The sequence below is a fragment of the Leptotrichia trevisanii DSM 22070 genome (assembly GCF_000482505.1).
GTDB lineage: Bacteria > Fusobacteriota > Fusobacteriia > Fusobacteriales > Leptotrichiaceae > Leptotrichia > Leptotrichia trevisanii.
Map to the genome: position 1 here is coordinate 31,683 of NZ_KI519448.1, position 14,917 is coordinate 46,599.

The following is a 14,917-nucleotide window of genomic DNA, read 5'->3' on the forward strand; positions in this document are numbered from 1 at the left end:
GGAGCAACATTCAAAGTTAAAGGTATAGGGCTTTCTAAAAATAAAACTTGGGTAGGAGTTGGAGCATTGACAGAAGTAAATTCTGGATTTGGCTGGTATGTAAACTATGACGGCTCTATTGACAGTGGAAAAGGTAAAGGAAATAATAATGTGTTTACGACTGGAGTTAGATTTAATTTTTAAAATTTTTAGGCAGAGGGAAATTCTTACTTCTGTCTTTTTTAAGCACACATAATATATTCAAATTTGTTAAATAATACTATTTCCTATTTAAATAGTAGAAATCGGATAAAACCATTTTTTACAGAATATAGTGTAAATATTATAAAATCTAATTTCTATTTTTAAATGAAGTTTAGTATGGATATAAAATGATTTTATATAATTTTACTGTAAATTTTAAAACTTTTGAATAAAAAGCAAAAAAAATACTTGATTTTTTTAAATTATATGGTATACTATGATTGAAAACGGTATTATATAAATAAAAAAGGGAGCTGATCAGCATGAAAAAGTTAATTTTAGTAGGATTTTTAGCATTTGGAGCATTAGGATTTTCAAGATTTGTAAATGAATGCCAAGTTATCAGTAAGTCAAAAGGAAGAGCAACTTGTGAAAGTTTGGAATCTGGAAAAACATTCCAATTTACAAGTGGTAAACTATCTTCAATTTCAAAAGGATCTATTTACAAAATTTATTTTGAAGGAAACGGATACAGAGGGTTACGTTTAACTAAAGCTACTCTTATTGCTTCTGAAGATGATCCTGATGAGGCATATTAAGGAGATTATTAAAAATTCATCATCTTTTTAACAAGTGTATAAGAAAAACTCTAAGTTTTTTAGAAACCTAGAGTTTTTTTGTTTTTAGAAAAACAAGTCAAAAAATTATACTATTTTATATAAATATGATGTTTTATTAATTTTTTGGGTTTTGAAAATATATAAAAAATTATTGGATTATTTTAGCTTTTCTAGTATAATAAATTTATATAATTCTAGTATAAAAAAGGAAAAATTCAATGAAAAAAGGTATCGGAAAATCACATAGTAAAATCATATTAATTGGAGAACATTCTGTCGTTTATGGCTATCCTGCCATTGCTATTCCTCTAAAAAAGATTGAAATTGAATGCTTAGTAGAAGAAGCCAAAACTAGCTTTTTTTATAACAAGACAGACACTCTCTCGGTTGCAGTTTTTACTGCATTAAAACATTTAAAAAAAGAAAATGCGAAAATAAAATACAAAATAACTTCCCAAATTCCGCCAAAACGTGGAATGGGCTCTTCAGCTGCAGTCAGTATTGCTGCAATTCAAGCAGTCTTTGACTACTTTGAGGAAAATCTGGATGATGAATTGCTAGAAAAATTGGTTCACACGGCAGAAATTGTAGCTCACAACACACCAAGCGGGCTGGACGCCAAAACGTGCCTTAGCGATAAAGCCATAAAATTCATAAAAAACAAGGGATTTTCCTACATTGACTTAAATCTTGACGCATATCTTGTAATTGCAGATACAGGTATTTATGGAAATACTGGCGAAGCGATTCAGAATGTAAAAAGTTTAGGAAGCAAAGCTGATATTTTTTTAAAAAAATTAGGCGAATTGACAGATGAAATGGTTAAAATTTTAACTGAAAACAATGAATCTAAAGAAAAGAAAGTTGATAAAATAGGAAAAATTATGACAAAAGCAAATACAGAACTCGGAAATTTACACATAACCATTGAAAAAACAGATTTATTTGTAAAAACAGCGATTGAAAAAGGAGCAAGCGGTGCAAAAATTTCTGGTGGCGGATTAGGAGGCTGTGTAATTGCACTTGCAAAAAATTTGGATATTGTAGAAAAGATAAAAGAGGGACTGATAAAATGTGGAGCAGAAAATATTTGGGTGGAGAAAATTTAATAAAAAAATAAAGGAGAAAAAATGGTAAAAGTCAAATCTTATGCTAATATTGCAATTATAAAATACTGGGGGAAAAAAGATACAGCAAAAATGATACCTGCCACAAGCAGCATCTCCCTTACCCTTAACGATATGTTCACAAAAACAGAGATGGAATTTATAAATGATGAGGATATTGAAATTGCAGTTGAAAAGGAAATGAAAAGCGGAAATTGTAAAGATAAATTTTCGGATATAACGGACTTATTTTATTTAAATGGAGAATTGCAGGATAGAGAGCATACAGAAAAGATTAGTAAAGTTGTAGATTTGTTCAGGGAAAATAGGAATCAGAAAGTAAAAATTGCTACAACAAATAATATGCCGACAGCTGCGGGACTTTCTTCCAGTTCGAGCGGTTTATCCGCTGTAATAAAGGCTTGTAATGAACTTTTTGAAAAAAATTATACACAAGCTGAACTTGCACAGATTTCAAAATTTGGTTCGGGATCTTCTTCAAGAAGTTTTTTTGGACCAATTGCGGCTTGGGATAAGGATACTGGGGAAATTTATGAGGTAAAGACAGATTTGAAACTGGCGATGATTGTGCTTGTGCTGAATGAAAATAAAAAGAAAATTTCAAGCCGAAATGGAATGGAGCTTTGTGCCAAAACTTCGGCATATTTTGATGAGTGGGTAAAACAGTCAGAAATTGATTTTGTAAATATGAAAAAATATCTTGCTGAAAATGATTTTGAAAAAGTGGGAACTTTGACAGAAGAAAATGCCCTTAGAATGCACAAGACAACTGAAACTGCAAATCCTCCATTTACATATTTTAACGAAAAAACTTACGAAGCAATGGATTTTGTAAAAAATTTGAGAAATAATGGTGAGAAATGTTATTTTACAATGGATGCAGGGCCTAATGTGAAGGTACTTTGTCTGGAAGAGGATTTAAAAAAATTGGCAGGGATTTTTGGGCAGAAATATAAGATTATTGTGAGCAGGACTGTGAGATTGTAAAATTTTCTGATTTTGAAGCAAGTTATTTAAAAAGTGCCTTGTTGATGTTAAAATCTGTGGATATGAGGTTAGTTGTTTGAGAAGTAGATGCATTTTATTTGAAAAAATAAATAAATTTTAAAAGGAGCGATATGAAATGAATAGTATCTTACAAAACCAAAAACCAGTAGAATTTTTTTCAGCAGAAAGAATAAAAATAGAAATTGACGGGCAGCAAATATTGTGGAGGGATATGACTTTAAAAATAGATTCAGGAATTGGGGAGCATACTGTTGGAAAAATAAAGTATATCGCCTCTTTACAGCAGATAAATATTTATGATGCTGCAATAGACAAGGATGAGGATATTAAAATTATTATTTCTGGAAAAAGCAATATTTCAAATGAAAACGGAGCTTCAAATGATAAAATATTTTTAAATGGGATAATTGATGATATCAAACTTTCTGAAATTAAGACAGGCTCTTTAGTAGTGGAAATTACCTGTATTTCTAAAAGTATTATTCTTGACAGGATACCAAGATACCGTTCATTTCAGGATTCTTCACTAACTTATTCGGCAATAGCTGAAGAAATTAACAAAAATTATGGGGCAAATGGAGAAAAAATAATAAGCGTGGGAGAAGATATGAAAGAAGTCCCAAGAATGACAATCCAGTATAACGAAACAGACTGGGAATATTTAAAAAGACTGGCTTCATATACAGGACAGCCAGTAATCCCTTATTATGATAAAGTCCTGGTTGGATTTTTGAAAAATCAGGCTGTGCAGACACCAAATACAACATATTCTCAATATGGAAAAAGCAAGAAAAATAAAAGAACAATGTACAAAATAACAGGAACAGAAGTATATCCTGTTTCAACCCCAATAAAATTAAAAACTAGAAACAGGGCAGGCGGAGAAGAAACTGAAAACGATTATTACGTTATAGAAAGCAGAATATACAACGAAGGAAATACGTTAAAATGCGAATACACACTAGGAAAACAGACAGACTACTTTGTAGATCCAATACCACACGAAAAGATAAGAGGAGCAGTAATAGAAGCGAGAACAGTACATATTGCAAGAACAGATGAAAGCAAGAGTAATCATGGAAGAACTGATGGAAATTCAGATAATCTTGAGGGAAGAAAGAATGGAGCAAAACCGCTTAATAAATATATAGAAAAAGCTGAAAGTCAGAATGAAAATGTAAAAGAAAGAGTTAAAGCGAGTGATATAGCCGTAATGACATTAGATTTAACGGAAGGATTGCTAAAATTGGGAGAAAATGGACAGTCATTTGAAGATAAATATGCTGGGAAAAGCTATTTTCCATATGTAACTCCATATAGTCAGACAAATACAGGATTTACACCAGCACCAGAAGTAAATGATAGGGTGGCACTTTATTTTCCAAACGGGAATGAAACACAGGCAATAGTGCTGGGTGCGGTTAATAATGATGGGAATGGTAGGTTTACTGATGTGGCTAACAGGAATTATCATGTTGGGGATTCAGATTTTAATATGGTGCTTGCGACTAATAGTTTGTCAACAAGTGCAGCAAGTTCAATTTCACAGACTGCTAGTAGTATATCAGAAAGTGCGGATAGTATTTCAGAGAGTGCAGGAAACATAAGCAATAGTGCTAAAAATTATTCTGAAACTGTGGAAGGGGTAAAATCTGTACTTGCACAGAATATTACCCAGACATCAACACAAAATACTACGATAACCTCTAACAATGACACGACAATAACTTCATCAGGGACATCAAAAGTTGCTGGTGGTGGAAAAGTATTGATAAATGGATAAATTTTGAAAAGAGCAGGTGTTGGAAATGATAGATGAAAAATATAGGAGAAATCCGGAGCATATAACGGATTTTTTGAAAAAGGAAAGGTTTAGATATATCAAAATTTTTGAAAGATTGGTAAATGATAAACTGTATGAAGAATATGAGCAATGTGATTTTATTTTGGAAAAAATAGAGGAATTTACAGAGGAAGATGAAAAGCATCTGGTTTATCGGATAAAGGAAGAAGAAAATAAATATAATGTGGAATATTTAAAGGAACGGATACTGGAGAACTTTATATTTGAAGAGCTATATTTTTTAGTAAATCAAAAATTTGAACTGCTGGAAATTTTGAATATTGATGAAATTATGGAAAAAATAGAAATTATTCAGCAGGAAGTAATAAAAATTGAGAATGTGGATTTAAAATTGAAATATCCAGATTTAGAAAAGTACAAAAAGCTGGTATCGGATGAAGATGTCTTTCTTGAATTCATAAAGAACTATAAATTTTACAGCGTGTTCAAGAGCAATATTTCTGACAAGAAAAAGACAATATATGGAATAGTCTCAAAGCCTGTTCCTTTATCACTGCAAACAAAGCAAGAAAAAGGTATTTATGTAATAAAAGGACATTTAAACTATGATAAAATGAGTAATTTAAGATTTCATAAATTTATAAATTCAGAATACAGAAGGGAATTTGAGAATGTGAAGGTTGAGTACGGGAAACTGATGTTGCTGGATGATGTGAGGATTACGAAAAAGGTTGATAATATGATTAAAATATGTGAAAAAGAAAATCAGTATGAATTATCAAATGAGAATAGTCAAAATAGAATAATATATTTTAAAAGAGAGTTTTTAAAATATTTAATTTAAATTTTGAAATAAGGGTGATTAGATGTATAATGAATATCTTAATGGAAACTCAGATATAGCAGTAACTTATGAACAAATTAAAAATAGACTCGAAAATAGGAAAAAAATGCAAGACTTATTTTATAAAATAAGTCCGTTAAGTTTAGGAACAATAGTAGAAACAAAAATTAATAAAGAAATTTTAAAAACATATGTTTGTGATGGTGCATTATTAAAATGTAAAAATTTAATTAGTAAGGATTTGTTTTTAAAATTAAAAGTTATTGATAGAAAAACGCAAATTTTAGGAAAACCAGTAGCAACAGAATCTGATAATAATAGTTATAATTTTATTATTTGTGATAAAAATGGAATAGAACAAGAGGGTTACTGTTTAATTAGTTGTAGTTTATGTAATGTGGAAAATGGAAAATGGGGAAATGTTTTTAATAATATTCTAAAAAGTGGAAAAAAAACTTTATCAAATGAAAGTAAACTTTTTTGTGGAATAGATTCTAATAATCCTATTGATATTATTTTTAATGGACAAAACATTACAGAAAAAACAGCAACACAAAATATAGCATTTATGAAAAGTATTTGGGTCCAACAATTGCAGAATGGTATAAAAGAAACTTATGAATCTGCTGGAAAATTTGCTGCTTCAAAAAAAATGACAAAAGTTCCTTATATAGGGTTTTTAGGAATAATAGGAATGGGGACTTCCTCAGTTGAATTTATTAATGGAATTGAATCATCATTATCAGCAGGGATTTCAATGTACAAAGGAAAAAACATTAGTGTTGGAAAAGAAATTTTGAGTAGTGTAGGATATAGCTCTGAAGAAATTGAAACAATTTTTGGAATTTCTAGCAAAGTTTATGAGGTTTCTAGTTTTATTAATACACCTTTATCAATTTTTAACAATAATTATTTAAAAGTTAAAGAAAATCCAATGTCAAATAAATCTAGAAGAGAGAGGAGGGGGAATGCAAATCGTAAAGAAAAAAATTGGCAAAAAAAAGCTACAAAAAAAGAATTAGAAAAAAGCGAAAATAATAAAATAAAAAAAGGATTTTTTAAAGATATTAATAAGGAATATACACAAATAAAATCAAAAGATAAAGAAATACGTAAGATATTGTATGAAGAATTAGGAGAAAGCATTGAAGAAAAGTACGAACAAAGCGTTAAATATTTAAATAATGACATTTCTATAATAGAAATAGTAAAATAAAAGGAAAGGAAATTTTGATGAAAATTTATAATAAAATAATAGTATTTGGAATAGGGATATTAACAATTTTATTTTTATTTCAGTATATTTTATTTAAAGGAGGTTTTATGAATAGAGAAAAATATGAACAAATACTGAAAAAAGCAAATGAAATGAGTGAAAAAAAAATTATGAAAAAGCTGAAAACTTATTAAAAAAATCAATAAAATATGATATAGAAGGATATTATCAACTTGGAATATTTTATTTTTCAGAATTAAATGACGAAAAAAGAGCAATAAAATTTTTTGAATTAGGCTATAAAAAAGGTTATATACTGTCAACTTTACCATTAGGAGATATTTATAGAGAAAAAGGAGATGTGGAAAAAGCGAAAGAATGGTACCAAAAAGGTGTCGAAGAAAATGAAAATTTCTGCAATATACAATTGGCTAAAATATACATGTCTGAAAAAAAATTTAATGAAGCTGAGAAAGTATTATTAGAAATTGAAAATATTGAAAAAAATGGTGAAGCAATTTATAATTTATTTATAATTTCATATTTAAAAAATGATAAAAAAAATATGGATAAATGGGAAAATAAACTTTTTAATGAAACTCTGGTTGAAGATATAAACGAAGATATGATAAATAATATTAAATATATTAAAGGTTCTGATAAAGATAAAAAATTTTTTAACCAAATTAATGATGCAAATAGTTTTGCTTTTCTTGGAAACTATAATATTGCAGAAAATAAATTAAAAGATGCAATAAAAATTAATGAAAAAGATGGTTATTATGAATTAGGGAAATTATACTATTATATTCTAAAAAAAGATTTAGCAAAAAAAATATTAGAAAAATCATACGAGTTAGGTAATTTTCAATCATTATCAATAATCGGAAGAATAGAAGAAGATAATGAAAAGATTGAAAAAGCAAAAGAAATTTATAAAATAGGAGTTGAAAAAGAAGATAGAGAATCAATTTTTAACTTAGGTGCTATATATGAGGAAGAAGATAACGATATAGAAAATGCAATAATAATTTATAACAAAGGGATGGCATTGAAAGATGCTAGATCAATTTACAACTTAGTTCATATTTATGAAAAATTGGGAGAAGAAGAAGAGGTAAAAAAATTAAAGAATAAAATATTATTTGAAAAAGGATTAATTTATTTGGAATATGATATGATAAATTATGCCAAAAAATAAATTTTTACATTATATAGTATGGAAGTGAAATAATGAAAAAAATAGAAGTAATCAAAAGAGTTAAATGTTTAGTTCCAAATATCTATAAAATAAATGGAGAATTGCAAAATATAAAAGCAAAAGGAAAAATTAAAATTCAGGAAGTTGATCAAAATATTATTGGTATAAAGTTTATAAAATCCAAAAATATTAATGACAAATTTTCAAAGTTAGAGTTACAAGTATTTAAAGAATTAGAGGAAGATAATAATATTTATATTATTGATTTTAATAAATGGAATAATCCTCAAATTTTAAATAAGGAGTTAATTACTGAAAATATAGATAAAAATCTGTTTAAATATTTTAAAAATAGAAATGAATATGCCACTCAAATCCATTTAACAATTTTTAATTATAAGAATTTGATTAATTCTGAAGATCTTGAAAGTTTGCTATTTACCGAAACTCCATTATCATTCTTGTTTTTAGATATTTATGATAAACAAATTAACGATAAGAATGAATTTGAGGTGGAATATATTATTCAGTCAATGCCTATAGACGAAAAAATACCTGTCAAACTGATATTTAAGCTGGATGAAGAAGAAAAGGATGTTATAAAATTGAATTTCAGAATGGATTATTATGATGACAGGATGAGTAGAAATGTGCTTGTTTCAAAAGTGCGGGATTTGTTAAAAAAGGAAATGTTTGAAAAGATGGACTTTGAACTGGATTTATCAGGATATTACATTCTGGATAAGGAAAATTTTAAGATAAGGGAAATAAAGGCAGAACAGAGAATTAAGATAGATGACAAATTATACGAAAGGGAGTTTTTTATAAAAGAAGAAACTGAGAATATAGAATCAGAGGAAAAATCAGATGAAGCTAAAGAAATTATTGAAAAAGATGAAATGCTTCAAATTGAAATTCCAAAAGTTGAAAATCTAAATGAAAAAGAATTGATAGAAACAGAAAAAACTGTATTCAAAAAGCCTAAAAAACCAATAGAACAAACCTACGATAGCATTCGCAACTGGCTGCTCCCTCTTTTAAGAAAAGATGATAAAATAATATTTCCAAAAGAAGAGTTTTTAGAAAGAATAAAACTTTTTGATGAGGCTGAAAAATTGAGAACATTTAATGTGATAAAATTGGCTGTTGAACATGATAATTATTGTGTGAAATTTGAGGAAGGCAAGACAATTAGAGGATATGAGGTTATAAAGGCTTTTGGGGAAATGCTGGGAATTGATGTTGAAGAGGAAGTTGTGGAAAATGTGGAGGAAATAGAAGTAGAAGAAGAAGAAAAGAAACTTACGCCACAGCAGTTGAGGAAGAAGAAGTTTCTTGAAAGAATGAAAAGATCGGAAAAAGAAGAACATTAAAAAAGGAGGATAAATTGTGGGATATATAAAAATACTAGATGAAAAAGTGTCAAATATTATTGCCGCTGGGGAAGTTGTGGAAAATCCAGCTTCGATGATTAAGGAGATGATTGAGAACTCGCTGGATGCAAAGGCTACGATGATAAAAATTGAGGTTTTTAAAGCTGGAACGGATGTTAAGGTGAGTGATAATGGAATTGGGATGGATAAGGACGATACGCTTTTGTCGGTGGAGCGACATGCTACTTCTAAAATTAAGGAAAAGGAAGATGTTTTTAACTTAAACACTTATGGATTTCGTGGAGAGGCTTTGTCATCTATTGCGGCGGTGTCTAAACTTACGATTACTACACGTTCCGAAAATAGTCCTGTAGGATACAAAATTGGCTGTTATGGCGGAGTTGTGAGAAAATTTGAGGAAGTTTCGAGAAATGTCGGGACAGAAATGGAAGTCAGGGATTTATTTTACAATACGCCTGCCAGACGAAAATTTTTGCGAAAAATGTCAACAGAATATGGTAAAATCAGGGATATTGTACTAAAGGAAGCACTTTCAAACAGTAATGTGGCATTTTCGCTTGAATTAGATGGAAAAAGTACGATAAAGACAAGTGGAAAAGGGATTGATAATACAATTCTTGAATTATTTGGAAAATCTATTTTGAGAAATTTGAAAAAATTTGAATACGGATATTTGGGAAATGTGGAAATTTTACGAAGTTCAAAGGACTTTATGTTTACTTTTGTAAATAACCGATATGTTAAGTCAGCAACTATTGAACGTTCTGTTATAGACGGCTATTACACTAAATTGATGAAAGGGAAATATCCGTTTGCCATTATTTTTTACAATACTGATCCAAAGGAAATTGATGTAAATGTTCACCCATCCAAAAAAATAATAAAATTCTCAAATGATAAAATTGTTTATAATGAAATAAAATCGGCAATTGACGACTTTTTTTATTATAACGACAGGGAAAACTGGCAGCCAAATATTGACTTGATAAAGAAAAATATTAACATTAATGAAAATGTCACCGTGGAAAAAGATGATTTGTTTTCCGACGATGTTTTGAAGGGTAAAAATCAGAAAGTTATAAGCCTTGAAACTTTTGATGGAAAAATTTTGGAAAATAGTGAAAATTCACGAGAGAAGGATAATTTTTCAGTAGATGATTTTGAAAAGAATAATAGAAATACTGATTTTTTGGATAATTTTAAAAATATGAGTAATGATAGTTTTTCAAATAATGAAAATTTTGTAAAAAATAAAAACGAAAATGATTCAAGCCTTGATGAAATTTGGAATAAGATGAATGATAATTCAAAAATGGCTGTGGAAAACAATGTGGAAAACTTTAAGACAAAAGATGAATATTATACGAAAAATTGGGATAAAAACAGTAATTTTGAAAATTATAAAAATTCTGACGAATATGACAATTCTGATACTATAAATGAAAATACTGAAAATGAATCCCATTATAAAGTTGGAACATTTGAAAAACATGTTGGAAAACAGTTTCATTATGATATTTTGGGGCAGATTTTTGATACATATATTCTCGTTCGCAGAGATGACGAACTGGAAATTTATGATCAGCATATTATTCACGAAAGAATTTTGTATGAAGAGTTAAAGGATAAATTCTATAATAAGAAAATTGAATCGCAGCATTTATTATTGCCTCTGAAAATGGAAGTTACACAAATTGAAAAAAATATTATTTTTGAGAATATCGAAATTTTTAGAGATTTTGGATTTGATATTGATGAGTTTTCGGAAGATGAAATTGTAATTCGGGCTGTGCCTGCCTTTGACTTTCGGGATAGCATTGAAAATGTATTTTTACAGCTGCTTATGGATTTGAAAAATGAAGTGGAAATAAAGGATTTACGTGAAAATATTATTATTTCAATGTCGTGCAAAGGGGCTGTGAAGGCTGGACAGAAGCTCGATATGTTTGAAATGCAGAATATGGTGCGAAGGATTCATGAAGTGGGGAAATATACGTGTCCACACGGGCGTCCAATTATTGTGAAATTGAGTAAAAATGACTTGGACAAAATGTTTGGAAGAAAAAAATAAGGAAAAAAACAGGAAAAATCAAAAAAACTTTTGACAATAAGGGAAAAATATGATAAGAATTAATATAGTGTGTATTGGGAAAATTAAAGACAGATACATAAAAGAGGGAATAGCGGAGTTTTCAAAGAGGTTGTCAAAGTACGTAAAATTGGATGTAGTTGAACTGGCTGAAGAAGATGATAACAAGGGGATTGAAAATGCAATAAATTCCGAAACTGAGAGAATAATAAATGCTATTTCAAAAAGAAATTATTCATATAATATTTTGCTTGACTTAAATGGAAAAATGCTGACTTCTGAAGAAATGGCAGAAAAAATCGAAAAAATTTCCATGACAAACAGTGAAATTAGTTTCATAATTGGCGGTTCCAATGGTGTGAATGATAACTTGAGAAAAATGGTAGATTTTCGGCTATGTTTTTCAGCAATGACATTTCCGCATCAACTTATGCGATTAATTTTAACGGAGCAAATATACAGATGGATTTCAATTAATAATAATATAAAATATCATAAATAATGGAGGAAAAATATGTATTCTGCTGGGGAAGAATTTGAAAGAGTTAATAACGAAGGGGATGTAGAAGGATATACTTGCCTTTCCAATGTTACGGTAGGAGATAAGGAATATTTAGTTTGTGATGATGAAACTGGGGAGAAGAAAGTGTTTTATTATGACAGTATTGAAGAGGAACTGTATGATTTGGATGAAGATGAGGAAGATCAGGTGCTGGAAATATGGAATGATGAATATTATGGTTCCGATAAGGATTATATGTATTGGAATGAAGATTTTGGGGAATACGACAAAGATGAAAATTCGGATGGAGAATATGACGGAGGTAACTTTGACTCATTGGATGACGATGATAATACTGATTTTTTTGAAGATGAAGATGAGGATGACGAGGATTTATCAGAATTTTTGGATGATTTTTTTGATGATGAAGAAGAATAAATAAAAAATAAAGGAATAAAATGAAAATAAAAATAAAAAGTTTAGATAACTTTAAACAAAATTATGAAAAATTATTTAAACTGGAAAAAATAATAAATTTTGAAGAAAAAAAAGAATATCATTATAAAGATGAATACGGAAATTGCAAAATCATCGATAAAAATGATTCTATAGAGATTTATCGTTATGGACAAATTAATTCCAAGCAAATATTCAAAAATAATAAAAATACACCGTTTACCTACATTACAAAACAATTTCGAGGAAAGTACGAAATTTTTACAAAAAAAATTCAAAAAGAAAATGGAAAAATAGTGCTGGAATATGATATAATACATAGTAATGAAATAATAAATAGTATAAATTTAGAAATACAATTTATAGATATTTAAGGAGCTGTCTCATAAAGTAAATAAAATTACCAAATTATAAATTTTATATATTTTACTATATTTATAAAATCAATAAAAATAATATATGTTGATTTTTAAAAATATATAACATTTATGTTAGTAAAATTATTTTTGACTTATGAGACACCCTCCAATTATTTAGATTTTATTTTCTAAATTTAAATAATAGAAAGATATGAATATAAATATATTTATTTCATAATAAAAAAAGCAGAAAGGAAAAGTGAATGAGCAATCAAAACCACAATGATAATGGTATTATAAAAGAAAAACTGAAAAAAGTAGAAGAATTAAAAGAAATAGGTATTGAGCCGTATGGACGAAGATATGAAAAATTAAATGATATTGCAGAAATAAATCAATATGATGAAACTTGTGACAAAGTATTCAAGACAGCTGGAAGAATCGTTGCCTTCAGAAGAATGGGGAAAAATGGATTTGGACAGATTCAGGATCCAACTGGAAAAATTCAATATTATGTGAAAAAAGATGAAGTTGGAGAAGAGCAGTACGAAATTTATAAAAAAATGGGGCTTGGAGATTTTATTGGGCTTGAAGGAAAACTTTTTAGAACTAATACTGGGGAACTAACTTTAAGAGTGGATTCTTTTGAAGTATTATCTAAAAATGTACGTCCACTTCCAGAAAAATTTCATGGACTAACTAACATCGAAACTCGTTATAGACAAAGATACGTGGATCTTGTAATGAACAGGGAAGTTATGGATACTATGAAAAAAAGATTCCAAATTATAAGATTTTTTAGAAGCTATCTTGAAAAACAAGGATTTACAGAAGTGGAAACTCCAATGATGCACCCAGTTGCTGGAGGGGCTACGGCAAGGCCGTTTGTAACGCATCATAATGCACTTGATATGGAGCTGTTTCTGAGAATAGCACCTGAATTGTACTTGAAAAGACTGCTTGTAGGTGGATTTGAAAAAGTGTTCGAAATAAATAGAAGCTTTAGGAATGAAGGGATTTCAATAAAACATAACCCAGAATTTACGATGATGGAACTGTATCAGGCTTATGCTGATTTTAACGATATGATGGATTTAACAGAAGATTTGATTTCAAGTTTGACATTTGAACTGCACGGAAAATATGAAATTGAATATGAAGATAAGACTATTAACATGGCAAAACCTTGGAGACGTGTTACAATGAAAGACATTGTAAAAGAAACGACTGGATTTGACTTTGATACAGTTAGCGGTGACGAAGATGCCATAAATAAGGCAAAAAAAATGAATATTCCGTTAGAAAAAGATAGAACTTATACAAAATATGGAATTTTAAACTTGATATTTGAAGAAAAAGTTGAAGAAACTTTATTAAATCCAACATTTATCACAGAATATCCAAAAGAGATTTCTCCGCTTTCAAAAAATCAGAAAGGTGAAACTGAATGGGTGGACAGATTTGAATTATTTATTTCAGGAAGAGAATTTGCCAATGCCTATTCGGAATTAAATGATCCGAGAGATCAGAAGGAAAGATTTGAAGAGCAGGTAAAATTAAAAGAAGCTGGGGATGATGAAGCCCAAGGAATGGATTTAGACTATATCCGTGCCTTAGAATACGGAATGCCGCCAGCTGGAGGACTTGGAATAGGAATTGATAGATTGGTTATGCTGCAGACAAATTCTGCTTCAATAAGGGACGTTATTTTATTCCCAACCTTAAGAAAAGAAGACATTGAATTATAATTTTTAAGATAAATAAAAAAACTCTAGGTTCGTAAAAAACTTAGAGTTTTTATTATATATTTTACTGTTGCATTTGATTATACAATACACCTTGCAAAAAAACGCAAATAAAATGAAAAAAAGTAGTTGACAAAGAAATCTAATTATGATAATATATATCCTGTCGATACGAAATGTGTCGCAGGACAATTGAGATAAGAATAGAAGAAGCAACAATGTGTAAAAGATAAATATAAGTCAAGAATCAAAATGATTCTCGTCAAGACGAAGGTGAAATAAAATATATGAAGATATATTGAATGAAGAGTTTGATCCTGGCTCAGGATGAACGCTGACAGAATGCTTAACACATGCAAGTCTTTGGCG

15 protein-coding genes are annotated in these 14,917 nt (G+C 29.0%); all 15 read left to right on the plus strand.

Annotation, left to right across the window (positions count from 1 at the left end):
* Positions 1–183: hypothetical protein (locus K324_RS16160; RefSeq protein ID WP_036095879.1), on the plus strand; the 183-nt coding region annotated here is incomplete at its 5' end.
* A gap of 323 nt (positions 184–506) precedes the next feature.
* The gene (locus tag K324_RS0113390; RefSeq protein ID WP_026749584.1) at positions 507–782 is read left to right on the plus strand and encodes a hypothetical protein; all 276 of its coding nucleotides are present in this window, start codon (positions 507–509) and stop codon (positions 780–782) included.
* Positions 783–1,021: 239 nt separating this feature from the next.
* Positions 1,022–1,912, plus strand: coding sequence for a mevalonate kinase (gene mvk, locus K324_RS0113395; protein ID WP_026749585.1), 891 nt, complete (start codon positions 1,022–1,024; stop codon positions 1,910–1,912).
* 21 nt (positions 1,913–1,933) lie between these two features.
* Positions 1,934–2,917: a diphosphomevalonate decarboxylase gene (gene mvaD, locus K324_RS0113400; protein ID WP_026749586.1), complete on the plus strand. Its 984-nt coding sequence runs from the start codon at positions 1,934–1,936 to the stop codon at positions 2,915–2,917.
* A 136-nt stretch (positions 2,918–3,053) separates the two neighbouring features.
* Complete coding sequence (locus K324_RS0113405; RefSeq protein WP_026749587.1) at positions 3,054–4,721, plus strand: phage baseplate assembly protein V; 1,668 nt, start codon at positions 3,054–3,056, stop codon at positions 4,719–4,721.
* Positions 4,722–4,746: 25 nt separating this feature from the next.
* Positions 4,747–5,586: a hypothetical protein gene (locus K324_RS0113410; RefSeq protein WP_026749588.1), complete on the plus strand. Its 840-nt coding sequence runs from the start codon at positions 4,747–4,749 to the stop codon at positions 5,584–5,586.
* Positions 5,587–5,608: 22 nt separating this feature from the next.
* Positions 5,609–6,802 carry a PAAR-like protein gene (locus K324_RS0113415; protein ID WP_026749589.1) on the plus strand — a complete coding sequence of 398 codons (1,194 nt, stop codon included), beginning with the start codon at positions 5,609–5,611 and terminating at the stop codon, positions 6,800–6,802.
* A gap of 17 nt (positions 6,803–6,819) precedes the next feature.
* Positions 6,820–6,996, plus strand: coding sequence for a hypothetical protein (locus tag K324_RS15910; protein WP_156907006.1), 177 nt, complete (start codon positions 6,820–6,822; stop codon positions 6,994–6,996).
* Positions 6,997–7,142: 146 nt separating this feature from the next.
* Positions 7,143–8,003, plus strand: coding sequence for a tetratricopeptide repeat protein (locus K324_RS0113425; protein ID WP_282705569.1), 861 nt, complete (start codon positions 7,143–7,145; stop codon positions 8,001–8,003).
* 32 nt (positions 8,004–8,035) lie between these two features.
* Positions 8,036–9,376, plus strand: a complete 1,341-nt coding sequence (locus tag K324_RS0113430; RefSeq protein ID WP_026749591.1) for a hypothetical protein — start codon at positions 8,036–8,038, stop codon at positions 9,374–9,376.
* A 16-nt stretch (positions 9,377–9,392) separates the two neighbouring features.
* A complete protein-coding gene (gene mutL / locus K324_RS0113435; RefSeq protein ID WP_026749592.1) occupies positions 9,393–11,468 on the plus strand; it encodes a DNA mismatch repair endonuclease MutL in 2,076 nt (691 codons plus the stop codon).
* A 49-nt stretch (positions 11,469–11,517) separates the two neighbouring features.
* Complete coding sequence (locus K324_RS0113440; protein ID WP_036095882.1) at positions 11,518–11,988, plus strand: 23S rRNA (pseudouridine(1915)-N(3))-methyltransferase RlmH; 471 nt, start codon at positions 11,518–11,520, stop codon at positions 11,986–11,988.
* Between the two features lie 12 nt (positions 11,989–12,000).
* Positions 12,001–12,426, plus strand: a complete 426-nt coding sequence (locus K324_RS0113445) for a hypothetical protein (protein WP_026749594.1) — start codon at positions 12,001–12,003, stop codon at positions 12,424–12,426.
* 20 nt (positions 12,427–12,446) lie between these two features.
* Positions 12,447–12,818 (plus strand): DUF1934 family protein, encoded by a 372-nt coding sequence (locus K324_RS0113450; protein WP_026749595.1) that lies wholly within the window; start codon positions 12,447–12,449, stop codon positions 12,816–12,818.
* A gap of 248 nt (positions 12,819–13,066) precedes the next feature.
* The gene (gene lysS / locus K324_RS0113455; RefSeq protein ID WP_026749596.1) at positions 13,067–14,551 is read left to right on the plus strand and encodes a lysine--tRNA ligase; all 1,485 of its coding nucleotides are present in this window, start codon (positions 13,067–13,069) and stop codon (positions 14,549–14,551) included.
* The last annotated feature ends 366 nt before the right edge of the window (positions 14,552–14,917 follow it).

Bases quoted from the DNA above. Each gene is read 5' to 3' on its own strand.
- K324_RS0113405 (WP_026749587.1), top strand. From the start codon at position 3,054: ATGAATAGTATCTTACAAAACCAAAAACCAGTAGAATTTTTTTCAGCA.
- K324_RS15910 (WP_156907006.1), top strand. From the start codon at position 6,820: ATGAAAATTTATAATAAAATAATAGTATTTGGAATAGGGATATTAACA.
- K324_RS0113430 (WP_026749591.1), top strand. From the start codon at position 8,036: ATGAAAAAAATAGAAGTAATCAAAAGAGTTAAATGTTTAGTTCCAAAT.
- K324_RS0113410 (WP_026749588.1), top strand. From the start codon at position 4,747: ATGATAGATGAAAAATATAGGAGAAATCCGGAGCATATAACGGATTTT.
- K324_RS0113415 (WP_026749589.1), top strand. From the start codon at position 5,609: ATGTATAATGAATATCTTAATGGAAACTCAGATATAGCAGTAACTTAT.
- K324_RS0113450 (WP_026749595.1), top strand. From the start codon at position 12,447: ATGAAAATAAAAATAAAAAGTTTAGATAACTTTAAACAAAATTATGAA.
- mvk (WP_026749585.1), top strand. From the start codon at position 1,022: ATGAAAAAAGGTATCGGAAAATCACATAGTAAAATCATATTAATTGGA.
- K324_RS0113445 (WP_026749594.1), top strand. From the start codon at position 12,001: ATGTATTCTGCTGGGGAAGAATTTGAAAGAGTTAATAACGAAGGGGAT.
- K324_RS0113440 (WP_036095882.1), top strand. From the start codon at position 11,518: ATGATAAGAATTAATATAGTGTGTATTGGGAAAATTAAAGACAGATAC.
- mvaD (WP_026749586.1), top strand. From the start codon at position 1,934: ATGGTAAAAGTCAAATCTTATGCTAATATTGCAATTATAAAATACTGG.
- lysS (WP_026749596.1), top strand. From the start codon at position 13,067: ATGAGCAATCAAAACCACAATGATAATGGTATTATAAAAGAAAAACTG.
- K324_RS0113390 (WP_026749584.1), top strand. From the start codon at position 507: ATGAAAAAGTTAATTTTAGTAGGATTTTTAGCATTTGGAGCATTAGGA.